The sequence below is a fragment of the Yersinia sp. 2540 StPb PI genome (genome assembly GCF_052217165.1).
Lineage (GTDB): Bacteria > Pseudomonadota > Gammaproteobacteria > Enterobacterales > Enterobacteriaceae > Yersinia > Yersinia enterocolitica_E.
In genome coordinates this window covers 2,842,841-2,869,122 of sequence record NZ_JAZGQC010000001.1, presented here as the reverse complement: position 1 = coordinate 2,869,122, position 26,282 = coordinate 2,842,841, and the positions used below count along the sequence as shown (strand labels likewise).

Here is a 26,282-nt window from a genome sequence, read left to right as displayed (position 1 = left end):
CGGATACTAGAACAAGCGAATGACGCTTTTATGACAGTCGCGATTAATTGTTATCTCTGACAATGCAGGCTCCCCTGACCTTTCCACGTGTTCACCACAGGCTAAATCAGGCCACCGTTGGCGCGTAAAACTTGCCCATTAATCCAGCCACCGTCTTTTCCAACCAGAAAAGCCACCGCTGCTGCAATATCCTCTGGCGTTCCTAATCTTTCTAGTGGCGCCATTTTTTCAATTAATTCTGGTGATTTACCATCAAGGAAGAGCGAGGTTGCCGTCGGCCCAGGAGCCACAGCATTAACGGTGATATTACGCCCCCGCAACTCTTTCGCCAGAATAGCTGTCATGGTTTCAACCGCCGCTTTGGTTGCAGCATAAACACCGTATTTTTCCAGTTTCAGCCCGACAACACTGGTTGAAAAGTTTACGATGCGGCCGCCATCTTTCAAACGCTTTGCCGCTTCACGCATCCCGTTAAAGCTCCCTTTCAGGTTAATGGCGATCTGGCGGTCAAAGTGTTCATCATCACTGTCTGCAATGGCACTGAGAGATAGAATTCCAGCATTGTTGACCAAGACATCAACCCCGCCAAACGCAGCTTCTGCTTGAGAAAATAACTGTGCAACCGCTGCGGCATCACTGATATCCCCCTTCGCACTCACTGCATTTCCGCCCGCTTGTTGAATTTTGCGCACCAGTGTTTCCGCCTCAATGTCACTCCGGGCATAATTGATTAGAACGGTATACCCCTCCTGAGCCAAACGCTCAGCAATTGCTGCGCCAATACCCCGTGATGCTCCGGTTACAATGGCAACCTGCCCGGTTGTATTCACCATGATTTTCTCCTCGACGTGTGTTTTATCGTTTGTGACGATGCATTGATTGCTATCCAGCAAGTGGAGCATGCTATGTTTAACCGCCCGCAAACAGAGAATGCCACTTTTATCGTTTCGGATAATCATCTATTATTCGTTAACACTATCCGAATAAAGCGAACAATCACGTGGACCGAATTGATGCAATGCGGGTATTTATCAGGGTAGTGGAACAACGCAGTTTTACCCAAACCGCCCAAGATTTAAATCTACCGCGATCTACAGTGACAGATGCTATTAAACAGCTCGAAAAGCGTTTAAATGTGCGCTTATTGCAGCGAACTACCCGACATGTTAGCCCTACGCTGGATGGTGGCGCTTACTACCAGCGCTGTCTGCGTATTATTGCTGATATTGAAGATGCTGAAATGGCCTTTGCCAATGCTAAGCCACGGGGTTTGTTACGAATTGATGTACAGGGCACGCTAGCCCGCCATTTCGTCTTGCCACAATTACCTGATTTTATTGCTCAATATCCTGACATTGAGTTATTTATCAGTGAAGGTGACCGCTTGGTCGACCTTATTCGAGAAGGTATTGACGGGGTGCTACGTGTAGGTAATTTACAAGACAGCGATATGGTCGCCCGCCGAGTGGCGCTGTTGCCACAAGTCACCTGTGCTGCACCTCAATATTTACAACGACAGGGTACCCCACTCCGGTTGGACCAATTATCAGGTCATCAGATGGTAGGTTTTCGTTCTAGCGCAACCGGTAGCCTGATGCCACTGGAATTTGGCACTGACAGCACCCTTAGCCGCGATAAAACAACAGGTTATAATAAAGCACCGTCCTCCAGGGTAATAACAGAAAGCGCATATCTACCCTCTGCTTCGTCTTCATATACTAAAACTCAGCAAATAAAATTACCGACGGTTCTATCAGTCAGTGGTGCAGAAAGCTTTGTAGCAGCCGCACGTCTTGGATTGGGTATTATTCAAGTGCCTCGTTACCATATCGAATCTGACTTAATCGCCGGCACCTTGGTTGAGATACTACCAAAATACGCACCACCCCCGATGCCAGTCTCGTTCCTGTATCCTCACAACCGCCAGCTTTCCCCTCGAGTACGTATTTTCAGTGACTGGTTGAGCCAGTTATTTCTTGCCACTGAGATAAAGTGATAATACGCCGGTACGCCTATCCTGAATCCATGTTGCCACGATAGGCAGCCGCACCAACCGACACGGCCGCCACTCATTATTGTGCTTTTTCAACCGATTGACAGATATCGATATCAAAATAACCATCGGTTATGCCGTCATTGAGGTAAACCTCATAACACGCACCTTCTACCGAACGATAACCACTTTGTGGCAGATGCTGGTTATACAACTCGCTCCAGGCTTTGGCATAATCATCATCCGTTACCCTGGTGTGATACACCGCATACAAACCGCCGGGAATCACTTGTAGTTGTAGTTGATCACTGAGTTCTGCGGGCAACACATAATCGTCAGCCACCGACAAGGATACGTCAGCCCGTAGCTCAGCAGGAGGATTAGTCTCAGGATTGTCCCAGTAAAGAGCCAACCACTCTTTCCCAGGGATTTGGTACTGAGTATAGAGTGAAGAAAGTTGGTTAAAGCCTTGCGGGATAGTCTCGTGATAAGGGCCGACCAGCCGAATACTGACTATTTGCTGCGGTTGCTTTTCTACTATCTTAAATGTCATATCGCTACCTCGACTTAATGGTTTCAAGAAAGATGAAGTGACCAAAAATGCGATTTTACGCCACAACTGTACATTCATACAGTATAGCGAGATTTTATGACATTCGGTTAATTTTCAACCTTGATTTGTGAAGAGCTTCGCAAAAAATCATCTGCCTGTTTAAGCTGATGATGGCTGAAAACGGTTATTCCGTGGCGGCGCAATAACGCCGTGGTGACTCCCTGTCCTGTGCGCTGGGTGCCGCTAAAATGACCATCATAGATGCGACTGCTCCCACAAGATGGGCTCCCTTCGGTCAAAATTGCTACTGTGCAGCAGTGCTTTTGCGCCAACTCCAGAGCCTGATAAGCCCCTTGCAAAAACTCCCGGCTAACATCATTGCCCCACTGCTCGATCACCCGCGCCAGCCCTTGCAACACCGCCTCGCCGTTACCTTGCTGAATTTCGGCTGGCGGACGCGGTACCGGCATACCTGCGGATAATTCAGGGCAAATAAGGACCAGTCGTCCCTCATCCTGCCAGCGTTGAATAATTTCATCGCTAACAGACAGGGCACTGCCGTTATAACGCACCGGTTTTCCCATTAAACAGGCACTGATCAGAATGCGCGCAGGTTTTGGTTCCACGTAATTATCAACCTTAATATTATGCAGCGAATAAAAAATGATGATTATGCTGATAATAACCAATTAATGGCTGTTGGTCATGAGCGTGCGTTGATAATTGGTGCAGAACCGATAATTTTCATGTCAATAAATGGCATTGCTGCTTATTTTGCATAATTCAATGCCGCTAACACCTGCGGCAACAGTCGCGCCAAACGGCAAGCCCAGAGCGCCTGACCTGCTTGATGCGTAATAAGATCCTGACGAATCTCAATACCCACATAAGGTAACTGCCGCTGTTCTGCGTGGAAGGGTAACGTGAAATCCGTTGCATCCGTCATGGCATAAGGTTCGTTAATCCCGACGTGCAGGTCACTTTCTTGCTGTAACAATGAAACCAGTTGCAAAGCAAACTCAGGATTACGATGAAACAAGGTACCAATCTGCCAGGGGCGCGCGATGTTTTTAAACGACGGTGTAAAACTGTGCATGGAGAGGATCACACTCATCTGGCCGCTATCACGGCGTTGATTCAGCGTTTGTGTAATCAAATCATGATAAGGCTGGAATACCTCAACCCGGCGCGCTTCAGCCTCTGCTACGGTGACACCAATATTGCGCGGGATCCGAGTGTGCTCGGAAATTTCAGGGATCGAACTGGCGATTCCCGGCGTGCGATTGCAATCAATCACCAATCGCGAATATTGCTGATGAATCAAGGTTGCATCCAGATACTGGCTAAGTAACCGCGCCGTTGCCAATGAACCTATATCCCAACCGATGTGGCGGTCAATTTCTCCTGAGGGTAACCCCAAATCACCAAGTTGAACCGGTATCCGTTGACCGGCATGGTCGGCCAGTAAGATAAATGGCGATTGGCTGTGCGGGCGCTCGATAACAGCTGACTGAGGATCGCCATCACGTAATAAAGGAGACAAAATGATATTTGACATGGAGTTAGTACCTGGCATGAAGTGGCAATCGTAAGTATCAGTCGTCACAACAGTTAATACTCACAATCAAGGGCTTTCGTAATCAATAAGCTCTCATCCTAGCCGCTAATGTTGGGTTCGCCCACCCCGAATTGATACCTAAATTTTCTTGGTTATGCGATTATCGCCACAGTAGGTATCTTTTGATGCCATATTTCAGGCAATCATTATCGGTAAAACTGTCTACAACCAACGGCAGCAGCATAGCGGAGACTTATGGAAACGTTTTTTATTGATCGGATGGCAACTCCACAAGGTGAACTGTTACTGATCGCAGACCAAGAAAACCGGCTACGTGCCATCGATTGGACTGACCACTACGAGCGTCTGATGAAGTTGCTAGGCAACCATTACGGCCCGGGCGCGTTTACATTGGTTGAACAACGCAATCCCGGTGGGCTAAGTGACAGTATGCAACGCTATTTTGCTGGTGACCTGAGCATTATTGATAATTTACCGGTTAAAACCGCTGGGACTGATTTTCAGCGTCAAGTCTGGCAAGAGCTGCGAAAAATCCCCTGTGGCGAAACGATTACTTATGGCGAGTTAGCCAAACGAATCAACCGCCCTACCGCTTCGCGGGCTGTCGGGATGGCGAATGGATTGAACCCTATTTCAATTGTTGTCCCTTGTCATCGGGTCATTGGGCAACAAGGTGCATTGACAGGATATGCCGGTGGAGTGGAGAGAAAACGCTGGTTACTAATGCATGAGGGTTATCTTTTAGCACGCTAACTATTGTTGCTCTTATCAGACGCAAGAAAAGATGTTAAAATTGACGCATATCAATATTAATGGGAATACCCTATGATCCCGGAAAAACGCGTAATCCGACGTATCCAGTCTGGTGGTTGTGCAATTCACTGTCAGGATTGCAGTATTAGCCAGCTCTGTATTCCGTTTACCTTAAATGAAAACGAGCTGGATCAGCTCGACAATATCATTGAAAGGAAGAAACCTATTCAGAAAGGACAGGCGCTGTTTAAAGCGGGTGATGAACTCAAATCCCTGTATGCCATCCGTTCCGGGACCATTAAAAGCTACACCATTACCGAAGAAGGTGATGAGCAAATCACCGGTTTCCATCTGGCGGGTGATTTGGTCGGTTTTGACGCTATCAGCAATTTGCAGCATCCGAGCTTCGCACAAGCTCTGGAAACATCCATGGTTTGTGAAATCCCGTTTGATACGTTGGACGATTTATCCGGCAAAATGCCAAATCTGCGCCAGCAGATGATGCGCCTGATGAGTGGTGAGATCAAAGGTGACCAAGATATGATTTTGCTACTTTCCAAAAAGAATGCAGAAGAGCGTCTGGCGGCCTTTATCTATAATCTGTCTCGCCGTTTTGCTCAACGTGGTTTCTCTCCACGTGAGTTCCGCCTGACGATGACCCGTGGTGATATTGGTAACTATTTAGGTCTGACGGTAGAAACCATCAGCCGTTTACTGGGCCGTTTCCAGAAAAGCGATATTCTGAGTGTGAAAGGTAAGTACATTACTATCGAGAATACCGAAGCTCTGGCCAAACTGGCGGGTAATCCAAGACCAAGTCTGTAACCTGATCAAAACCAGAATAATAAATACCCGATAGATTTCAAGTTGCAGGAAGGCGGTAAGTAACGGCCTCGTAGAGGCCAGGTCTGAGGATCGACCGGGTAACGCAAGCCGCCAGCAAATCCGCAACTTGAAAATTTATTGGTCTGCTTCCCACAGCCACCTATCCTGTTTCCCTTTCATGGTTTACTCTTTAACTAACATACTGTTAATTCACGTTTGTAAGGAGACTCTATGGCAAAGTATCAGAATATTCTGGTTGCTATTGACCCCAATCAGGATGATCAACCTGCACTAAGACGTGCAGTTTACCTTGTGCAGCGCAATGGCGGCACCATCAAAGCATTTTTGGCTATTTATGATCTGTCATATGATATGACCACCCTGCTGTCGCCTGATGAGCGTACCGCAATGCGTAAAGGGGTTATCAGCCAACGTTCCGCATGGATAAGCGAGCAATGCCGCTTTTATCTTGATGCCGGTATTCCAATTGAAATCAAAGTGGTATGGCATAATCGGCCCTATGAGGCCATTATTCAGGAAATCCTGAACGCCAAGCACGATTTGTTGTTAAAAATGGCGCATCAACACGACCGCCTGGAGTCGATTATTTTTACCCCAACCGACTGGCATTTATTGCGTAAGTGCCCATGCCCAGTCTGGATGGTGAAAGACCAACCTTGGCCGGAAGGCGCCACAGCGCTGGTGGCCGTTAACCTCTCAAGTGAAGATCCACTCCATGACCCACTAAATCTCCGTTTGGTCAAAGAGACCAGAGAGTTAGCCGAACATGTCAATCAAACGCCAGTGCATCTGATCAGCGCCTACCCGGTAACCCCGATTAATATCGCCATTGAATTGCCTGATTTTGACCCGAGCGTCTATAACGATGCAATTCGTGGTCAGCATTTGGTTGCGATGAAAGCATTACGCCAGCAATTTGGCATTGATGAAAAATTCACCCATGTTGAAAAAGGTCTCCCTGAAGAGGTTATTCCTGATTTGGCTGAACACTTGCGGGCTGGGGTGGTTGTTCTGGGTACCTTGGGGCGTACTGGGCTATCTGCCGCCTTTATTGGCAATACTACCGAACATGTGATCGACCATCTTAAGTGTGACTTACTGGCAATTAAACCCGAAGGATTTACCTGTCCGATAGAAGGTCATGAAGATCTGGAAGAGATTGAATAACCCTTGTCTGACATCACCCATTGATTAAATCAAAAAGAAGGGCCACCGAATAGGTGGCCCTTGATCTGCGATTCGTAATAACGAATTACAACGCGCGTAAAATTGCTTCTACGCTGTCTTTAGCATCGCCAAACAACATTTGGGTATTTTCTTTAAAGAACAATGGGTTTTGCACGCCAGCATAACCGGTATTCATTGAACGTTTAAAGGCAATAACACTTTGCGCTTTCCATACTTCCAACACCGGCATGCCGGCAATCGGACTACGCGGGTCTTCAAGTGCTGCTGGGTTAACCGTATCGTTGGCACCAATCACCAACACGACATCAGTACTTGGGAAATCATCATTGATTTCATCCATTTCCAGCACTACGTCATAAGGGACCTTGGCTTCAGCCAATAACACGTTCATATGACCTGGCAAACGCCCAGCTACCGGGTGAATACCAAAGCGGACTTTGATGCCCCGCGCTTGTAGTTTTGCAGTAATCTCAGCGACGGGGTATTGTGCCTGTGCCACTGCCATGCCATAACCCGGAGTGATGATAACTGAGCTAGCATTTTTCAGCAGGTCAGCCACTTCTTCAGCCGTGGTTTCACGGTACTCACCCATTTCTTCAGCATTACCGGTTGAAGAACCATCAGTACCAAAGCCACCGGCGATCACACTGATAAATGAGCGATTCATCGCTTTACACATGATGTAAGACAGAATAGCACCGGAAGAACCGACCAAGGCCCCCGTTACAATCAACAGGTCATTGCTCAACATGAAACCTGCGGCAGCCGCAGCCCAACCGGAGTAGGAGTTCAGCATTGAGACCACAACCGGCATGTCAGCACCACCGATAGATGCCACCAAGTGCCAGCCAAAGCCCAAAGCAATCACCGTCATCAATAACAACGCGACCACTTGTAAGCTAACGCTGTCGGTTTTGACGAACAGAATCATCAGCAGGAATGACACAACCAGCGCCACCAGATTCAACTTATGGCGTTGTGGCAACATCAGTGGCTTGGATGAGATAATCCCGCGTAACTTACCAAAGGCGACAATAGAACCGGTGAATGTGACTGCCCCGATAAAGATACCTAAGAAGACTTCGGTCAGATGGATATTCACCATCACCGCGTCCATCACCACCGGGCCGTGATCCAGATAGCTGTTAAAGCCAACCAGAACGGCTGCCAGACCGACGAAACTGTGCAAAATGGCGACCAGTTCTGGCATTTCAGTCATTTCGACTTTCTTCGCCAGATAGATACCAATTGCGCCACCAATCACCATGGCAATGATAATCCAGCCAACATTACCTGAATCCGGCCCAAGGATGGTGGCGATAAGCGCGATGGCCATACCGGTCACACCGAAAGTGTTACCTTGTTTGGATGTTTCGTGGCGCGACAGCCCAGCCAAACTGAAAATAAATAAAATCGCAGCAACTATGTACGCAGCTGTAACGAGACCACTAGACATCAGTTACCCCTATATTTTTGTGTGACATTATTTTTATACCCACCGAGTTTTATACCACTCAGTTTTTACGGAACATTTTCAGCATGCGCTGGGTGACCGTAAAGCCACCAAAAATGTTGATACTGGCAATCAGTACGGCAATAAAGGATAAGAAGCTTACCCAGCCGCCATGGCCAATCTGCAATAATGCGCCGACAACAATAATGCCTGAAATGGCGTTAGTGACTGACATTAAAGGTGTATGTAGTGCATGGCTGACGTTCCACACCACGTAATAACCCACTACGCACGCCAGTGCAAACACCGTAAAGTGAGATAAAAACTCTTTCGGAGCAACATTTGCTAACCAGCCAAACAACACAACGACCAGTGCCATAATGATGTATTTCGGCCATGGCGAGCCAGGCTTGGCGTCTTCTTTCACAATAGGTTCAGCTTTAGCCGCCTGAGGCTGTGCTGATACCTGAATAGGCGGTGCTGGCCACGTTATTTCACCGGTTTTGACCACGGTTACACCGCGAATCACGGTATCTTCGAAATCAATATCTATCTCACCATTTTTCTCTTTACAGAGTAATTTCAGCAAGTTAACCAGGTTAGTTCCGTAAAGTTGCGATGACTGTGTGGGTAAACGGCTGGGTAGATCGGTATAACCGATAATTTTTACGCCATTGTCTGTCACTGTCACTTTATCGGCGACGGTCAGTTCACAGTTACCACCGGTTTGCGCGGCCAGATCAACAATCACACTGCCCGACTTCATGGATGCCACCATCTCTTTGGTGATCAACCGAGGAGCAGGTTTACCCGGAATCAGTGCAGTGGTAACAATGATGTCCACTTCAGCAGCTTGAGCGGCAAACAGTGCCATCTCGGCTTTGATAAAAGCGTCAGACATCACTTTGGCGTAACCATCACCACTGCCCGCTTCTTCCTCAAAGTCCAGCTCAAGGAATTCAGCCCCCATACTCTGAACTTGTTCTTTTACTTCTGGGCGGGTGTCGAATGCACGCACGATAGCACCCATACTCCCTGCCGCCCCGATGGCTGCCAAACCTGCAACCCCAGCCCCGATAATCACCACTTTCGCCGGTGGAACTTTACCCGCGGCCGTAATTTGCCCAGTGAAGAAGCGACCAAATTCATGGGCAGCTTCAACAATGGCACGATAGCCGGCTATATTTGCCATTGAACTGAGCGCATCCATCGATTGCGCGCGAGATATGCGCGGCACTGAATCCATGGCCAATACGGTTACCTGACGCTCCGCTAACTTTTGCAGTAATTCCGGGTTTTGAGCTGGCCAGATAAAACTGGCTAACGTACTCCCGGCGCGCATCAGGCTAATTTCTTCCTCAAGGGGCGCATTCACTTTGAGGATAAGGTCGGATTGCCACACATCGGTGGTATCCGTAATGGTGGCACCCGCTTCCTGGTACGCCGCATCGTCGAAGCTGGCTAAGTGACCAGCTCCACTTTCAATCGCCACGGTGAAGCCTAATTTCAGCAGTTGTTCCACCGTTTTCGGCGTTGCTGCAACACGGGCTTCATTGGCCAACCGCTCTTTTGGTACACCAATACGCATAATGTTCCCTTTTTACCTGTCTTTGATGATGAGTATTGCCATATCCATCTTACTCGGCGTTGCTGGGACGTTAGCGACCTACACTCACCCGAACCACTGACGTGGGATTCGTTTGCTTGCAGCCTACCGGCAACACCCACTAATTTGGGTATGCTTCAGTTCTATTTGGTTACTGATAAACCTGCTTTGCTACAGCTCCCTATAACCTACTGAAAATGTGACTGATGATCCATATCTGTGTGTGCTTCTGGTGCAGTTTTTGCACTAAAACTGGCAGGCGGAAAGAACTCTCTATAATTCACTACAAAAATAATATTTACCAGCGGCTTGTCCTGCAACTTTGCACCAAAATAACAAGCCGGACAATAATGAGGCAGCCCAGTAATGGCGCGGCAGCAGGTTAGCAAAATGTAAATAATCAGCACTTATGACGTTAAAGCAATTATTCGTAAAGCTTATCCCTATTATTGCTGTAAAGTACCGGCGGGCTAATCTTCAGAATTGATATACTAAGTCATATAAATTGCTGAGACACCCGCCATTATTACATGTAATAATCATCTGCTATTCTGTTACACATCAATTGTTCCGCACGTATCAACGTTAATGCGCAAGGCGAAAGGATTTTTTATGAAGCTGAAATACACGATCATCGCATCGGCATTGCTATCACTCACCGCGCTTTCTGCTGCACAAGCGGCAAAAGAACTCGCGCCTGAGCAAGCAGCAGCCATTAAGCCATTTGATCGCATTACTATTACTGGCCGATTTAATGCAATAAATGAAGCAGCGGATGCGGTATCCCGCCGTGCTGACAAATTGGGTGCAGACTCCTTCTATATTCAGGATATCAACAGCAACAATAATGGCGGCAACTGGCGTGTAACGGCCGATGTTTATCATAACGATGCAGCGGAAGTGAGCAAAGAAACCCAGTATCGCGTCTTTAATGATGTGAAAGAATTGCCAAAAGCAGAAGCCTACGCGCTTCAGCCTTATGATACCGTTTCTGTTAGTGGCTTCTTCCGCAGCCAGCCTGATATCAACGATGCCATTTCAAAAGCGGCAAAAGAGAAAGGGGCATACTCCTTCTTTATCGTGCGTCAGGTTGATGCAAACCAAGGCGGCAACCAGTTTGTGACGGCATATGTTTATAAAGCAGATGCGGCAAAACGTGTTGTTCAGAGCCCGGATGTTATTCCTGCCGATTCTGATGCTGGCCGTGCGGCACTGGCTGCCGGTGGCGCAGCTGCTGCCAACGTTGAAATCCCAGGTGTTGCCTCTTCAGGTACGCCAAGTGCTGATGTGGGCCGTTTCTTCGAAACGCAATCATCAACCGGCAAACGTTACACTGTCACCCTGAATGATGGTACTCAAATTCAGGAGCTGAATAACACGACAGCCGCACAGATGGTGCCGTTTGATTCTATTACCTTTAGCGGTCACTACAACAGCATGACTGACGTATCTCATGAAGTGGCTAAACGTGCTGCGGCAAAAGGTGCGAAGTATTACCATGTGACTCGCCAGTGGCAGAACCAAAGTGGTGGTAACCTGAGTGTTAGCGCTGACTTGTTCAAATAAGTTTGCTTAAATCGTTACTGTAAGGGCAGCTATGTGCTGCCTTTTTTTATGTGTCTGTTGTTGTCCTGCTTCTTATTGGTACGGACTGAATAATTTTTTGCCCAAATCGCATAACCAATCATTGCATGATCGCGTTCCACTCCGTAAAATCTCCCAAAAAATTTGGGGCTATTATCTGTCAATTATCGATAATCTTTCCTCATATAATGCTGCTTACAAGTCAGTAACCATTCATTAATACTTTCAAAACCAGGATCCATAATTGGAAAAAAAACTCGGCCTGACTGCGCTAACCGCGCTGGTGCTTAGCTCAATGCTGGGAGCAGGTGTCTTCAGCTTACCGCAAAATATGGCAGAAGTTGCCAGCCCTGCGGCACTGCTTATCGGCTGGAGTATTACCGGCGTGGGGATCATCTTCCTGGCGTTTGCCATGCTGTTACTGACGCGCTTGCGCCCTGATCTCGATGGCGGAATATTCACCTATGCCAAAGAAGGCTTTGGTGATCTTATCGGTTTTTTCTCAGCCTGGGGTTACTGGCTATGCGCCGTTATTGCTAATGTCTCTTACTTAGTAATTGTTTTTGCTGCATTAAGCTTCTTTACTGATAAATCGGGTCACATTATCTTCGGTGAAGGGAATACTTGGCAGGCATTGCTGGGAGCCTCCTTCCTGCTATGGTTGGTGCATGCACTGGTTCTGCGCGGTGTCCAAACCGCCGCCAGTATTAACCTGGCCGCCACCTTGGCAAAACTGCTGCCTATCGGTGGCTTTATTGTGTTGGCAGGCCTGGCATTCAGCCTTGATACTTTCAGTTTTGATTTTAGTGGTGTCGCGCTGCATACCCCGGTCTGGCAGCAGGTTAAGGACACCATGCTAATAACGCTCTGGGTCTTTATTGGTGTGGAAGGCGCAGTCGTTGTTTCGGCCCGCGCACGCAATAAAAAAGATGTGGGTCGGGCAACCATGTTAGCCGTGCTTTCTGCCCTGTGCGTTTATTTGCTCATTACCCTATTGTCTCTTGGCGTAGTGCCGCGGGCTGAGTTAGCAGGTATGCGTAATCCGTCGATGGCTGGAATTATGGTCGAGATGATTGGCCCTTGGGGTGAAGTCATCATTGCCACTGGGCTCATTATTTCTGTGTGTGGCGCTTATCTTAGCTGGACCATTATGGCTGCTGAAGTGCCGATGGTTGCAGCTAAGCACGGGGCTTTTCCCAAAATGTTCCGCCATCAGAATAAAAACAATGCACCGGCACAATCTTTGTGGTTAACCAACTGCGCAGTACAGGTGGCTCTGATTCTGATTTGGCTGACGGGCAGCAACTACAATACCTTACTAACAATTGCGTCAGAAATGATTCTGGTACCCTATTTCCTCGTGGGAGCCTTCTTATTTAAAGTCGCCTTAAAACGTCATGACTGGCGTTTGATTGTTGCTGCCAGTGGCGCGTGCTTGTATGGTTTGTGGTTAATTTATGCTGCCGGGTTAGTGTACCTGCTGTTGTCCGTTCTGTTATATGCCCCAGGATTATTGGTATTTATTTATGCGCGCAAAGGGCATGAAGGGCTGAAATTACTCAATACCGTGGAGCGAGCGGCTATCGGCCTGGTGTTGATTGCAACTATTCCAGCAACCTGGTTCGCGATGCATTAAGCCCGAATAAAAGCGGCGAAAAATAAGATCTCAAATGGGCTGACCGCGTTACCTCAGTTTGCCCGTTTGAGTATCGTCTGTTAACTAATGATTAGTTGCCCCCGCCAAATCCACCGATAAACACTCCCCCTGCTGGCTTAATTTTATCGATTCCGGCAATTTTTGTTTAATCTCGCCGAGTTGAGCAGTCTCCAAAGGGTAAGGCAACTGGATATCCAACACCGTAATGCCCTGTTGTTCGGCTAGCCGAATCAAGCGAACAATATTGGTTTGGTCATTAAGCTGGGTAGATAATACCTGTAAGGCCAATGCGTTAAGCCGCTCTTGCGGTGTTTTTTCCGATTCAGTCTGCGATTTTACTACCATGCCAAATATCGGCATAACACCATAAATCGCATCGATAAAACTCCACCGTTTTTTGCATGATGCGGCTAAAAATTCCGTGTAATTGAAACAAACCTTTTCACTGTGCGCTGGCGCACCAATGTGTTCGCCACTCATCCCTCAGTCCTCAGCTGATCGATACAGCTATTCATTAATCGTAAGTATTGATATATAAACGATAGGCGCAACAAAATAGAGATGACGATATAATCACTTTTATTAATATAATGAAATGATTTGCCTGTTGTCTAGCAATCACTCATCAGCATTAATGATAAGCGGAATAAATAACATGCATAGTATTGCTGTCAACTGCGCGCTATGCTGAATTCTGGCACCTTTATAAACTGAAAAACATGACCAAAATTGTTTTTGTGGAAGACGACCCGGAAGTCGGAAAATTGATTGCGGCCTATCTGGGTAAGCATGACATTGATGTGTTTGTAGAACCCCGTGGCGATACTGCCCAGGCGGTGATTGAACAACAACAACCGGACTTGGTATTGCTTGATATCATGTTGCCAGGAAAAGATGGCATGACGCTGTGTCGTGATTTGCGGCCGGTTTATGAGGGGCCGATTGTGCTACTGACCTCGCTTGACAGTGATATGAACCATATTCTGTCGCTTGAAATGGGCGCAAATGACTATATTCTCAAAACCACACCACCCGCAGTACTGCTAGCACGCCTACGGCTACATCTTCGCCAGCATAACCAGCAACAAAGCAAAGAGATCATTAGTCCGCCATTTACCGGTCATAATGCGATTCATTTCGGCTTACTGTGTATCGATCCGGTAAACCGCCAAGTTAATCTTAATGATGAAGAGATAACATTATCCACGTCTGATTTTGATTTGTTATGGGAGTTAGCTACCCATGCAGGAATAATAATGGACCGTGAAGCGCTACTGAAAAATTTACGCGGAGTCAGCTACGACGGCATGGACCGCAGTATAGACGTTGCCATCTCGCGTTTGCGGCGCAAACTCTATGACAATGCTTTCGAGCCATTTCGCATCAAAACCGTGCGTAATAAAGGCTATTTATTCGCCCCCAATGCCTGGGAGTCCGTGCAACAATGAGGAAGCTATTTATTCAGTTTTTCTTATTGCTGTTCGTCTGTTTTATGGTGATGGCGATGCTGGTCGGTTTGGTTTACAAAGTCACCGCAGAGCGTGCTGGCCGGCAGTCATTAGATGACCTGATGAAAAGTTCACTTTCGTTGATGCGCAGTGAATTGCGAGAAATTCCCCTGAAGGATTGGAATAAAACCATTGCTACACTGGATTTAAATCTTTCCTTTCAGTTGCATATAGAACCTCTCGATAAACGAGATCTCGGCGAGCGTTTGAATAAACGCCTGCGTGCCGGTGAAATTATTGCGTTAGATGATGAATATACTTTCCTGCAACGTATCCCACGCAGTCACTACGTTCTTGCTGTCGGCCCAGTCCCCTATTTATTTTATTTGCATCAAATGCGCCTGCTCGACTTGGCCTTATTAATCCTGATTGGTATGTCCTTAGCGCTGCCAGTATTCTTGTGGATGCGCCCGCACTGGAAAGACCTCCTGAAACTGGAGAATGCGGCTCAGCGACTGGGGGCTGGCTATCTTGACGAGCGAACCCATTTTGATCCTACGTCCAGTTTAAACCGCTTAGGCGTGGCGTTTAATCAAATGGCTGACAATATCAATACTCTGATTGTTAGCAAGAAATTACTCATTGATGGTATTGCTCATGAACTCCGCACACCGCTCGTGCGTTTACGTTATCGTTTAGCGATGAGTGACAACCTGACAGAAAGTGAACAATTGGCTTTAAATCATGATATTGGCCAGTTAGAAGCACTGATTGATGAGTTACTGACCTACGCTCGATTGGACCGCCCGCAGGTTTCCCTTAATCTGGAACCCATCGACCTACCCGCCTGGTTAACAGCAAAAGTCGTGGATATGCGCTTAATCCATAGTGATCGGGAAATCGAACTCGATATCCCCCATCGCGGTGACTTTGGTGCTGTTGACCTGCGTCTGATGGAGCGTGTATTAGATAATCTGGTTAATAACGCGCTACGCTATTCCACTCAACGACTACGTATCGGATTATGGTTTGATGGTGACAACGCCTGCTTGCAAGTTGAAGATGATGGGCCTGGTATCCCTTTGGAAGAGCGCGCACGCGTTTTTGAGCCTTTTGTTCGCCTCGATCCCAGTCGCGACCGGGCAACAGGAGGCTGTGGCCTGGGCTTGGCGATTGTTCACTCCATCGCACTGGCTTATCAGGGCAGTATCTCCGTCGATGCCAGTTCATTAGGCGGTGCCAGTTTCCGGTTCTGTTGGCCGGTAAAAAGCCTTTACTCACTGTCCGTTGCTCAAGATTAAGCACTAACTTTTACTTTGGAGTGTTTTATGACCACCGCTTACCACCACCTGCGTACAACCTTTACCCGTCTTGCACGTTTCGAACACCTGTCGGCTATTGCCGGATGGGATATGCAGACTATGATGCCAGCGAAAGGTAATCTTGCCCGCTCAGAAGCGATGGCGGAGCTAAATGTCTTACAACACCAGATATTAACGGCCAACCAGGTTGGTGAGTGGTTAAAACAAGCTGAGCAAGAAACGCTTGATGATATTGCGCAGGCAAATTTATGCGAAATGCGTCGCCATTATGACAATGCAGTCCTGCTGCCAGAAGCACTGGTAGAAGCTAAATCACTGGCAGGTGCGCGATGTGAGCATGCATGGCGGCAACAGCGTATCGCTAATGATTGGCATGGTTTTGCAAAAAACTTGCGGGAAGTGGTCAAACTCAGCCGTGAAGAAGCCTCGATACGTTCTCAGGCGGCTGGTATCTCGGGTTATGACGCATTACTTAATCTCTATGAACCAGGGACTAACAGTGCCGATTTAGACCGTATATTTGGTGATCTTAAGCAATGGCTACCTGACCTATTACAAAAAGTGACGGCTAAACAAGCCAATGAAAACTGCCTGATACCACAGGGCCCTTTTGACGTGGAAAAACAGCGTCAGCTTGGGTTACAAGTGATGAAAGTACTCGGTTTTGACTTTGACGGCGGGCGGGTCGATGTCAGTGTACATCCGTTCTGCGGTGGTGTTCCTCAAGACGTACGCATTACAACTCGTTATAACGAACAAGAATTTCTCAGTTCATTAATGGGTATTGTGCATGAAACAGGCCATGCCCGTTATGAGCAAAATCTACCACGTGAATGGTTAGGGCAACCCATTTCCCATGCACGGTCAACCGCCATCCATGAGTCCCAAAGCTTACTGTTTGAGATGCAATTAGCACGTAGTAATGAATTCTTACAAGTGATCCGCCCACTGGTAGCAAACCAATTTGGCGATCAACCCGCTTTTGCGCAACAGAACTTCATAGTTCTCAATCAACGGGTTAAAACGGGTTTTATTCGAGTTGATGCCGATGAAGTGAGCTATCCTGCCCATGTTATATTGCGTTATGAAATCGAAAAAGCGTTGATCAGTGGTGAAATCGAAGTAGATGATATCCCTATGCTGTGGAATGAGAAAATGCAGCAATACCTCGGTATTAATACTGAGGGTAATTACCGTAATGGATGTATGCAAGATATCCATTGGACCGATGGTGCTTTTGGCTATTTCCCAACGTATACATTGGGTGCAATGTATGCAGCGCAACTGTTCCAAACTGCCCGTGATGCTATTCCGGGGCTGGATAAGAGTATCGCTAGTGGCGATCTCAGCGCCCTATTCACCTGGTTACAACAGAATATCTGGCAGCATGGCAGCCGTTACTCAACCGCAGAATTAATGACCAAGGCTACCGGTGAAACACTTAACCCTCGCTACTTCCGCCAACATTTAGAGCGGCGTTATTTGTAATTTATTGCGTGTTGGTCTGCGCCTAACCTCTCATTAGGGTTGGGCGCCCCTCTCCCTGCATAACTCAAATTACATCCCACTATCAAGCGACGTTGATGTTACATAAGACGATAAGTTTATTAAAACGCTTACTGTATGTTGTAACTAAAACAAGTGATTTTGTCGGTTATTTATCTGGTTTATTACCGTTGTACAATCGGTTACAAGCCGAAACCAATGACTCACGGAAGCCAGTATATATTTCCTCTACTCTCTTTATAACGACCCAACGGGGCCGATATACAAACAGAACACTGAGGAATAAATTATGAAAACAGTATTAGCTCTGATTGTTGCTGCAACCTTGGGTGTATCATCTATAGCAATAGCCGCCGACACCGTTGCACCACCGGCGGCACCCGTTGTTACAGCACCAGTAGCTCATAATGCACCGGCTAAAACCATGCACCACAAGAAAGCTAAAAAATCTGATTCGATGAAAAAAATGGATAAAGCAGCCCCAGTGCAAAAAGCACAGGCGGCCAAAAAACACCATAAAAAAGCGACACACAGTAAGTCTGCTCCAACCGCAGTGCCAGTGACCAAATAGCGGCAGCATTTAACTTGTGAAAGCCACAACAGGCTCTCACGATTGACCTGCAACAGCGATTCACTCGACACCCGGTTTACCGGGTGTTTTTTATTAGGAGTGCTGATAATGCTGCGCCATTATTTATTTGAAATCACTTTAGCCATATTAGTTATTTGCGGTCTGATCACATTATTCTTTTATTTATAGTACCAACGGCCGATAGCGCTCTAAAATTATCGAAAAATCAATTACTGACAACATATGACACAACTTATTATGTCTATAGTTAGCGCTAGTGGAGCTGTGATTAGCCGTCTAATCAGCAGGTCTCAGGTGTGTTAATGGATAACCTTTGGTCAGTAAATAAAGGCAAGGCTAATTATTTATGCGTTTATCTTCATTATTGCTATTGAGTCTGTTGCCACTTTCCATCTCTATGGCTTTAGCCCTTCCCCCCACTGACAAGCCGGATGACGAAAGCAGCATTGCGGATCAAACCACGTTGTTCTTCGGGAAAGATGACCGTACAGCGATAACAAACAGTACGGAGTGGCCGTGGCAAGCCATCGGGCAAGTTGAAACAACCAGTGGCAACCTTTGCACAGCAACGTTAATCTCCCCTCGTCTGGCGCTCACCGCAGGCCATTGCGTTCTTACCCCACCGGGGAAAATTGATCGCGCGGTTGCCTTACGTTTTATGTCTCATGATGGTCATTGGAAGTACCAGATTACCCGACTGGAAACGCTGGTTGATGCCAAATTAGGTAAAAAACTTAAACCTGATGGCGATGGTTGGATAGTTCCACCCGCCGCCGCCGCTTATGATTTTGCACTTATTCGGTTAACTAACACAAAGCCTATCCCGATTAAGCCGTTACCGCTTTGGGATGGAACCTCAAGTGAGCTGACACAAGCGCTTAAATTGGTTAATCGTAAGATAACTCAAGCGGGTTATCCCCTTGATCATCTTGAAACTTTATACAGCCATGAAGACTGTCTGGTTACCGGTTGGGCACAACAGGGCGTACTCTCACACCAATGCGATACCTTGCCAGGTGACAGTGGTTCCCCACTATTACTAAAAAATGGCGACGCGTGGTCTTTAATTGCGATTCAAAGTTCTGCACCGGCCGCCAAAGACCGCTATCTTGCGGATAACCGCGCCCTGGCGGTAACGGCGATTAGAGAACGGTTAAAAACGCTCGCTAAAAATGCAGCAAAGTGACCACTTTATTCAGTGATACACAGAGTGAGGGATATCCCCTATTTCTTACTGACACAATGGGGCTTTTGGTTGAATTTGAAAACAAAAGTCCCACCTAATGCTGCTGCGTAACGGCTCAACGTGGTGAGGTTGGGAGAAATGATACCTTTCTCCATACGACTGATATTTTGTTTTTTCAGCCCTGCTCGTTGCGCCACTTCCTCTTGTGTTAAATTACATTGCTGACGGGCAGCTTTCAGCTCAGTCATCATGGCGTCGCGAATCTGCAAGTCTGTGTAAGCTTCTTTGACCTGAGGATGATTTAAAGCATCTTCTTTAATCTCAGCAAAAGAAATAATGTCAAAGTCATCTTGTTTTTTCATGGTTGCAATCTCCGTTTGATTTCCTTCATCCGCTGATAAGCCAACATTAGTGTTCGTCTTGGGGTCTTTTGCGTCTTCTTTTGTAAGATATGAATGATGTAAACCCGCCGACCCAGGTGGTAAAAGAAAAAACCACGCCCGCCCCCCTCTCTAGCACTAACCCGCAACTCCTTTAGCCCGCGCCCAATATCCCGCACCTCTGGCTCCCGCAACTCATGACCATAAGCCTCTAACTCATCCATAGCTTTAATCAGAGCCGCCTGAATGCCTACAGGTAATTTAAACAACTCGCGCTGTGCCAACCTCAACAAACTAATTTGATACATAAGCAATCCCTGCGCTGGAAAAACTCTATCAAACTCACCATAGGTAATCAAATATGGTGACCCTAAAGCAGACAAACTTTAACCCAATGGTCTGATTTGTCAGTATCCATATAGCGGGAGTTCAAGATAGGAGGCAATAACGCCGCGGCCATGCAGCCCAGTTAATTTACAATTCTCGAGAGGCTTCGCATCAACATCAGCAAGTTTCATCTATTACATAGTTGACATGCAGATAAAAATAGACGAATCATAAAGATAGTGAATTTTATAGCGGTATATTAGGAAGGAATTTAGTCAGTAAGAGACTCCGCGCCTAAATCAATGATACTTAGAACGCGGAGTGATATTAATCGCTAATCAGGCAGAAAGCTGTTCGATAGTTTGCAGAATACGCTTGTCAGAAATAGGGTAAGCTGTCCCCAATTGCTGAGCAAATAAGCTCACACGCAGTTCTTCAATCATCCAGCGAACTTCTTTAACTTCTTCATCTTGCTGGCGTTTTGGCGGCAATTTATGCAGCCATTGCTGCCACATCTGTTGCACGTGTTCTACGCGTAGCATTTGGGCACGATCACGATGCGGGTCCATAGCCAGCTTTTCCAATCGGCGCTCAATCGCTTGCAGATAACGCAGTGTATCCGGCAGACGTTTCCAACCATTATTGGTCACGAAACCACGATAAATAAGCCCCCCTAGCTGGGCTTTAATATCAGAGAGAGCCAATGCCATTGAGATATCTATCCGGCCTTTCAGTCGCTTATTAATACTGAATACCGTCGTCAGAATTTGTTCAACTTGCTTGGCAATCTCAACCACCGTGTCATTCAGTTCAGCACGAACCTTTTCCTGTAGTCGAGCGAACTCCGCCTCTTGCCATGCGGGGCCACCATACTGCGCAACTAACTTATCCACACCACAAGCTATGCAGTCATCAATCAGGTCCAACACTTTGCCATAAGGATTGAAATAGAGCCCGAGCTTGGATTTGTTCGGCAATTTCTCATGTAAATACTTTATAGGGGATGGGATATTCAATAATAGTAAACGTCTTGTCCCCTGCCACATAGCTTGTTGTTGCTGAGATTCTGTATCAAACAAGCGAATAGCGACACTGTCTTTTTCATCCACCAGTGCCGGGTATGCCTTGACTTCATAGCCACCACGACGCTGCTCATAGCACAGCGGTAGATCACCGAAACTCCAGATATGTAAGTCAGTTTGTTCAATACCATCGTCGGCAACGGCGGACAATGTTTCCTGCACTTTCTCTTGTAACTGTAGCTTCAAGGCAGCAAGGTCTTTACCTTCACGCAAAATACGATTTTTATCATCGAGCACACGGAAGGTTATTTTAAGATGATCTGGCACTTGGTCCCATTGCCAACTATCACGTGACACTGTCACACCCGTCATGCGCCGCAGTTCACGCTCTAATGCATCGAGCAGCCCCACCTCCATCGGGGTAACGCGAGCCAGAAACGCCTCAGCATAATTGGGCGCGGGGACAAAATTGCGCCGCACCGGTTTAGGCAAAGACTTGATCAGTGCAATCACTAATTCACGCCGAATCCCCGGTATCTGCCAATCAAACCCCTGCTCTTGGATCTGATTAAGGATGGGCAACGGAATATGTACGGTTACCCCATCAGCGTCAGTACCGGGTTCAAATTGGTAGGAAAGCCGTAACTTAAGCGAACCCTGATACCAAAAGTTGGGATAGTCGAGCGGGTTAACTTTGTTCGCGCCATCTTTGATAAGCATGGTTTTTTCAAAGTTCAATAACTCTGGCTGTGTCTGGCTGGTTTTCTTCCACCAGCTATCAAAATGACGGGCTGAAATAACCTCGCGACCAATTCGCTGGTCATAGAAGTTAAACAGTGTCTCATCATCCACCAGAATATCGCGCCGACGTGATTTGTGCTCCAACTCTTCAACTTCAGCCAATAGTTTGAGATTGGCGCGGAAAAAAGCGTGACGCGTTTGCCAATCCCCCTCCACCAAGCCATGACGAATAAACAGCTCACGGCATAGCGGTGGGTCAATCGGGCCGTAATTGATTTTGCGCTCAGCAACAATGGGTAAACCGAATAGGGTGACTTTCTCACTGGCCATCACCGCACCCTGTGCTTTCTCCCAATGCGGATCACTATAATGGTGTTTCACCAAATGCTGCGCCAAAGGTTCGATCCATTCCGGCTCGATGCGGGCAGCAATGCGGCCCCATAAGCGACTGGTTTCGACCAGCTCAGCCACCATGCTCCATTTCGGCGGTTTTTTAAATAAGCCGGAACCGGGGAAGATAGCAAACCTTGCGTTACGAGCACCAGTATACTCTTGCTTTTCAACATCTTTTTGGCCGATATGAGATAACAAACCGGTCAATATCGCGGTATGCACGCTACGGTAGTCGGCTGCAACACTATTCACCGGAATACCCAGTTCTTTCACCACCTGGCGCAGTTGCGTGTAGATATCCTGCCATTCGCGCACCCGCAGATAGTTGAGAAAGTCACTGCGGCACAGTTTACGGAACTGCGCTGATGACAACTCTTTTTGCTGCTCTTTCAGGTAATCCCATAAGTTAACAAATGCCAGGAAATCAGAATCCTTATCCGCAAAGCGACGATGTTTTTCATCAGAAGCCTGCTGCTTATCCATTGGCCGTTCACGCGGGTCCTGAATCGACAACGCCGAGGTAATGATCATCAATTCGCGGACACTGCCACTTTTCTGTGCTTCCAGCACCATCCGTGCCAGACGAGGGTCGACGGGCAATTGCGCTAATTGCCGCCCCAGTGGGGTCAGTTGTTGATGACCATTATCGGCGGTTTGTATCGCACCCAGTTCTTCCAGTAACCGAACACCATCTTGGATATTGCGTTTATCGGGGGCTTCCACAAACGGGAATGCCGCAATATCACCCAGACCGAGTGAGGTCATTTGCAAAATGACGGAGGCCAGGTTGGTTCGTAGAATTTCCGGGTCAGTAAACTCTGGGCGAGAGAGAAAGTCCTGCTCAGAATAAAGACGGATACAGATACCGTCTGACACACGGCCACAACGGCCTTTACGCTGATTAGCTGACGCCTGAGACACCGGCTCGATAGGCAACCGCTGCACCTTAGTACGGAAGCTATAACGGCTGATGCGAGCTGTACCGGGGTCAATCACGTACTTAATCCCAGGTACGGTGAGCGAGGTTTCGGCCACGTTGGTCGCCAATACAATGCGCCGCCCATGATGCGACTGGAACACCCTATTCTGCTCACTGTTTGATAAGCGGGCATAGAGTGGTAGCACTTCCGTATGAGGCAGATTTTGCTTCATCAATGCATCAGCGGTATCACGAATCTCACGCTCACCACTCATAAAGATCAGAATATCGCCAGGGCTTTCATGGCCTAACTCATCAACCGCATCAAAAATAGCCTGTAGTTGGTCACGTTCAACATCATCGGCATCATCCACAATAGGGCGATAACGTACTTCGACCGGATAGGTGCGGCCAGAAACCTCGATAATAGGGGCATTATTGAAATGCTGGGAGAAACGCTGCGGATCAATGGTCGCCGAAGTGATAATCACTTTTAGATCTGGGCGTTTGGGTAATAATTCACGCAAATAGCCCAAGATGAAATCAATGTTCAGGCTACGTTCATGGGCTTCATCGATAATCAACGTGTCATATTGCATCAACAGACGATCTTGCTGAATTTCAGCCAACAAAATCCCGTCGGTCATCAACTTAACCAGCGTGTTTTCACCCACTTGATCGTTAAAACGCACTTTATAACCGACACAACCGCCCAGGGAGGTATCCAGTTCATCCGCAATACGGTTTGCGACGGTGCGCGCAGCCAGACGACGTGGTTGAGTATGGCCGATCACCCCTTGCACGCCCCGCCCCAGCTCCAGGCAAATTTTCGGCAACTGGGTGGTTTTACCGGAACCGGTTTCACCGGCGACGATCACCACCTGATGGTCACGAATAGCATGGTAGATATCTTGCTTTTTCTGGCTGACTGGCAAGTTTTCAGGATAAGTTATCGCCGGACAAGCAGCTCGACGACGAATAACCCGCTGCATGGCGGTTGCTATATCAGCCTCAAGCTCGAGGCTAATCGCCTCTACGGCCTGTGGATTATTAATTTTTCGTGCGCCTTGCAGCCGACGCCGCAGGCGTTGTTGGTCACGGAGCATCAACTCACCGAGTTGGGTGGATAATGCTGCGAGCGAAGATTTCACGTTCTGTGTTCCTTGTTACGATGCGGCTGCAACCTACGGTATCAGCCCAATGATTTTATGCTATGAGTTTGATTGGCCGATATTTTTTATTAATCGGTATCAATTTTTAACCTGCCAATACACCCATTTTCGAGGCCAAATAGATGAGTGACCCATAGCTTTTATTAGATAAACCCTTACCCGATATGGTAACACAGCCTCGGATTACGCTGTAACCCGGCGGAAATTTCCTATCTGATTATCATCATTCAATTAAATCGAACAAAGAACGCAAAATATTGCGCTATCACTAATAGAAAAATATTAATAAAGTGTATCTCATTGAAAGGGCGAACCGCCTAAGTCTCTGTTACCTGTTAAGGAATTACGATGAGCAAAGTACTGGTCCTGAAATCAAGCATTCTGGCAACTTATTCACAATCCAACCAATTAGCTGACTTTTTTGTCGAACAATGGCAAGCAGCCCATGCTGACGACGAAATCACTGTACGTGACTTGGCCGCTCAACCGGTTCCTGTGTTAGATGGTGAACTGGTGGGTGCTCTGCGCCCTTCAGATGCCGCGCTAACACCGCGCCAACAAGAGGCTTTGGCACTGTCTGATGAGCTGATTGCTGAACTGCAAGCCAATGACGTGATAGTTATGGCAGCACCAATGTACAACTTCAATATCCCGACGCAGTTGAAAAACTATTTTGACCTGATTGCCCGTGCTGGCGTGACTTTCCGCTACACAGAAAAAGGTCCAGAAGGCTTGGTAACTGGCAAACGTGCCATTATTCTGACCAGCCGTGGAGGCATTCATAAAGATACCCCAACTGATCTGGTGGTGCCTTACTTGCGTCTGTTCCTGGGCTTTATCGGCATTACCGATGTTGAATTTGTGTTTGCAGAAGGCATTGCTTATGGTCCTGAAGTGGCGACCAAAGCACAAGCTGATGCCAAACAGTTACTGGCTCAGGTTGTCAGTGCTTAATTGATAACTTTCGCGCAGAAGTGGGTGTCTCCGTCAATGCGCGACTGAAAATGACCTTGTATTACCCTCGTGTTACCCAGTAGTGTCATTGGTTAATTGCGCGCCTTTCGGCGCGCTTTTTTCTCTGTGATTATGCCAGTAACGCCATCGCACTCTCTTCATCCGTAACCAAACCATTCACCCAATGCCCCCTGAGCGCCGCTTTAATAGCCTGATGTTTCTCCTTACCACCTGCGATAGCAATCACCGGTTTTTCTGGCTGAATACGTAAGCTGGCACTGGTTAAACGCTGATCCAATTCATAGGCGACGCGCTGACCATCGCTATCAATGAAATTACCCAGCATTTCTGCCACAACATTCGCGGCCATGAGCACATCGACATCTTGTGCAGAAATAAAGCCATCTTTATGCAATGGACAATGATACCCCATTGAGCCAATACCGATAAACGTAACATCAGCCTGAGCTGCTTTCTCAGTGACAGTGCGGTAAATCCGGTGATTACACCACAGGTCACGATCCGCCGCGCTGTCAGCAAACAAAGGGGCGGGCAAAATAAAGTAGCGTCCTTGTGTTTTCTCGGCCATCCACAGCGGGACGTCATAACGTGTACAGGAACCATCAGCAGCAATAGCGCCGATAAGTGAGACACAACTGTGCTGAGGACGTTCGAAATCAGGTAACTCATCAATGGCGGCTTTCAAACTGCGACCAGAGCCGACACCAATGACCAGTGGCTGTTCTTGACGCAGAAATTGCGACATCACTTCAGCCCCCACCACAGCAATGGCTCGTTGGATACCCGCGCTGTCCATCCCCAAGCTGGGGACCACCTGACACTGATGCAAGCCATACTGCTTTTGCACCTGTTCGGCCAGCGCCATACAGCGGCCAACCGGGTGAGCAATGCTGACACTGACCAGCCCGTTATCAATAGCACACGCCACCAGCCGCTGGGCCACCTGACGCGAAACCCCCAGGGCATCAGCAATTTCATGTTGCGTCTGCCCGGCAACGTAATACATCCAGGCCGCTCTGGCCGCTTGATCCAGCTTCTTATCACTCTTCTGCATGAGTTATCTGCGCAATATTGTTTGAAATAGAGA

23 protein-coding genes are annotated in these 26,282 nt (G+C 47.5%); 12 read left to right on the top strand and 11 right to left on the bottom strand.

Annotated features, from left to right (window positions below):
• Positions 1 to 101 precede the first annotated feature (101 nt).
• Positions 102 to 833 carry an SDR family oxidoreductase gene (locus V1956_RS13115; protein ID WP_442825201.1) on the bottom strand — a complete coding sequence of 244 codons (732 nt, stop codon included), beginning with the start codon at positions 831 to 833 and terminating at the stop codon, positions 102 to 104.
• A gap of 167 nt (positions 834 to 1,000) precedes the next feature.
• Here V1956_RS13115 and V1956_RS13110 point away from each other — a divergent pair, with 167 nt between their 5' ends.
• Positions 1,001 to 1,996, top strand: a complete 996-nt coding sequence (locus tag V1956_RS13110) for a LysR family transcriptional regulator (RefSeq protein WP_372559060.1) — start codon at positions 1,001 to 1,003, stop codon at positions 1,994 to 1,996.
• 76 nt (positions 1,997 to 2,072) lie between these two features.
• Here V1956_RS13110 and sbmC read toward each other — a convergent pair whose 3' ends face one another.
• The 3 genes from sbmC to V1956_RS13095 all read right to left on the bottom strand — a co-directional run bounded on the left by sbmC (position 2,073) and on the right by V1956_RS13095 (position 4,104).
• The gene (sbmC, locus tag V1956_RS13105) at positions 2,073 to 2,546 is read right to left on the bottom strand and encodes a DNA gyrase inhibitor SbmC (RefSeq protein ID WP_420070821.1); all 474 of its coding nucleotides are present in this window, start codon (positions 2,544 to 2,546) and stop codon (positions 2,073 to 2,075) included.
• Positions 2,547 to 2,653: 107 nt separating this feature from the next.
• Positions 2,654 to 3,172, bottom strand: coding sequence for a DUF523 domain-containing protein (locus tag V1956_RS13100; RefSeq protein ID WP_372559062.1), 519 nt, complete (start codon positions 3,170 to 3,172; stop codon positions 2,654 to 2,656).
• Positions 3,173 to 3,315: 143 nt separating this feature from the next.
• Positions 3,316 to 4,104 (bottom strand): N-formylglutamate amidohydrolase, encoded by a 789-nt coding sequence (locus V1956_RS13095; RefSeq protein ID WP_442825200.1) that lies wholly within the window; start codon positions 4,102 to 4,104, stop codon positions 3,316 to 3,318.
• Between the two features lie 255 nt (positions 4,105 to 4,359).
• On the opposite strand from V1956_RS13095, the gene ogt reads away from it, so the two are divergent.
• The 3 genes from ogt (at position 4,360) to uspE (ending at position 6,891) form a co-directional block, all read left to right on the top strand.
• A complete protein-coding gene (ogt, locus tag V1956_RS13090) occupies positions 4,360 to 4,878 on the top strand; it encodes a methylated-DNA--[protein]-cysteine S-methyltransferase (protein WP_372559064.1) in 519 nt (172 codons plus the stop codon).
• Positions 4,879 to 4,950: 72 nt separating this feature from the next.
• Positions 4,951 to 5,703: an FNR family transcription factor gene (locus V1956_RS13085; protein WP_004390269.1), complete on the top strand. Its 753-nt coding sequence runs from the start codon at positions 4,951 to 4,953 to the stop codon at positions 5,701 to 5,703.
• Positions 5,704 to 5,934: 231 nt separating this feature from the next.
• A complete protein-coding gene (gene uspE / locus V1956_RS13080) occupies positions 5,935 to 6,891 on the top strand; it encodes a universal stress protein UspE (RefSeq protein WP_083158802.1) in 957 nt (318 codons plus the stop codon).
• A gap of 85 nt (positions 6,892 to 6,976) precedes the next feature.
• Here uspE and pntB read toward each other — a convergent pair whose 3' ends face one another.
• Positions 6,977 to 8,368 carry a Re/Si-specific NAD(P)(+) transhydrogenase subunit beta gene (pntB, locus tag V1956_RS13075; RefSeq protein WP_372559065.1) on the bottom strand — a complete coding sequence of 464 codons (1,392 nt, stop codon included), beginning with the start codon at positions 8,366 to 8,368 and terminating at the stop codon, positions 6,977 to 6,979.
• 58 nt (positions 8,369 to 8,426) lie between these two features.
• A complete protein-coding gene (gene pntA / locus V1956_RS13070; RefSeq protein WP_372559066.1) occupies positions 8,427 to 9,953 on the bottom strand; it encodes a Re/Si-specific NAD(P)(+) transhydrogenase subunit alpha in 1,527 nt (508 codons plus the stop codon).
• A gap of 630 nt (positions 9,954 to 10,583) precedes the next feature.
• Here pntA and ydgH point away from each other — a divergent pair.
• Entirely contained in the window at positions 10,584 to 11,537 is a 954-nt protein-coding gene (ydgH, locus tag V1956_RS13065) for a DUF1471 family protein YdgH (protein WP_083158798.1), read from the top strand.
• 262 nt (positions 11,538 to 11,799) lie between these two features.
• A complete protein-coding gene (locus V1956_RS13060) occupies positions 11,800 to 13,191 on the top strand; it encodes an amino acid permease (protein WP_372559067.1) in 1,392 nt (463 codons plus the stop codon).
• 84 nt (positions 13,192 to 13,275) lie between these two features.
• Here V1956_RS13060 and V1956_RS13055 read toward each other — a convergent pair whose 3' ends face one another.
• Entirely contained in the window at positions 13,276 to 13,692 is a 417-nt protein-coding gene (locus tag V1956_RS13055; protein WP_372559068.1) for a hypothetical protein, read from the bottom strand.
• A 239-nt stretch (positions 13,693 to 13,931) separates the two neighbouring features.
• On the opposite strand from V1956_RS13055, the gene rstA reads away from it, so the two are divergent.
• From rstA to V1956_RS13030, 5 genes are all read left to right on the top strand, one after another.
• Positions 13,932 to 14,660, top strand: a complete 729-nt coding sequence (rstA, locus tag V1956_RS13050; protein WP_083163624.1) for a two-component system response regulator RstA — start codon at positions 13,932 to 13,934, stop codon at positions 14,658 to 14,660.
• Complete coding sequence (gene rstB, locus V1956_RS13045; RefSeq protein WP_083158795.1) at positions 14,657 to 15,961, top strand: two-component system sensor histidine kinase RstB; 1,305 nt, start codon at positions 14,657 to 14,659, stop codon at positions 15,959 to 15,961. The genes rstA and rstB overlap by 4 nt, the downstream gene beginning before the upstream one ends.
• 27 nt (positions 15,962 to 15,988) lie before the next feature.
• Positions 15,989 to 17,470, top strand: coding sequence for a carboxypeptidase M32 (locus V1956_RS13040; protein ID WP_420074463.1), 1,482 nt, complete (start codon positions 15,989 to 15,991; stop codon positions 17,468 to 17,470).
• A gap of 307 nt (positions 17,471 to 17,777) precedes the next feature.
• The gene (gene asr, locus V1956_RS13035; RefSeq protein WP_442825199.1) at positions 17,778 to 18,059 is read left to right on the top strand and encodes an acid resistance repetitive basic protein Asr; all 282 of its coding nucleotides are present in this window, start codon (positions 17,778 to 17,780) and stop codon (positions 18,057 to 18,059) included.
• 367 nt (positions 18,060 to 18,426) lie between these two features.
• Positions 18,427 to 19,266, top strand: coding sequence for a trypsin-like serine peptidase (locus V1956_RS13030; RefSeq protein ID WP_372559073.1), 840 nt, complete (start codon positions 18,427 to 18,429; stop codon positions 19,264 to 19,266).
• 38 nt (positions 19,267 to 19,304) lie between these two features.
• Here V1956_RS13030 and V1956_RS13025 read toward each other — a convergent pair whose 3' ends face one another.
• The 3 genes from V1956_RS13025 to hrpA all read right to left on the bottom strand — a co-directional run bounded on the left by V1956_RS13025 (position 19,305) and on the right by hrpA (position 24,199).
• Positions 19,305 to 19,628, bottom strand: coding sequence for a helix-turn-helix domain-containing protein (locus tag V1956_RS13025; RefSeq protein ID WP_442825198.1), 324 nt, complete (start codon positions 19,626 to 19,628; stop codon positions 19,305 to 19,307).
• The gene (locus V1956_RS13020) at positions 19,625 to 19,954 is read right to left on the bottom strand and encodes a type II toxin-antitoxin system RelE/ParE family toxin (protein ID WP_442825197.1); all 330 of its coding nucleotides are present in this window, start codon (positions 19,952 to 19,954) and stop codon (positions 19,625 to 19,627) included. Before V1956_RS13020 ends, V1956_RS13025 begins: the two co-directional genes overlap by 4 nt.
• Positions 19,955 to 20,311: 357 nt before the next feature.
• Positions 20,312 to 24,199 (bottom strand): ATP-dependent RNA helicase HrpA, encoded by a 3,888-nt coding sequence (hrpA, locus tag V1956_RS13015; RefSeq protein ID WP_372559076.1) that lies wholly within the window; start codon positions 24,197 to 24,199, stop codon positions 20,312 to 20,314.
• A gap of 369 nt (positions 24,200 to 24,568) precedes the next feature.
• Between hrpA and azoR the strand changes: the two genes are divergently transcribed.
• A complete protein-coding gene (azoR, locus tag V1956_RS13010) occupies positions 24,569 to 25,174 on the top strand; it encodes an FMN-dependent NADH-azoreductase (RefSeq protein ID WP_083158789.1) in 606 nt (201 codons plus the stop codon).
• 130 nt (positions 25,175 to 25,304) lie between these two features.
• On the opposite strand, the gene V1956_RS13005 is transcribed toward azoR, so the two are convergent.
• A complete protein-coding gene (locus tag V1956_RS13005) occupies positions 25,305 to 26,249 on the bottom strand; it encodes a sugar-binding transcriptional regulator (RefSeq protein ID WP_372559077.1) in 945 nt (314 codons plus the stop codon).
• Positions 26,250 to 26,282: the final 33 nt, after the last annotated feature.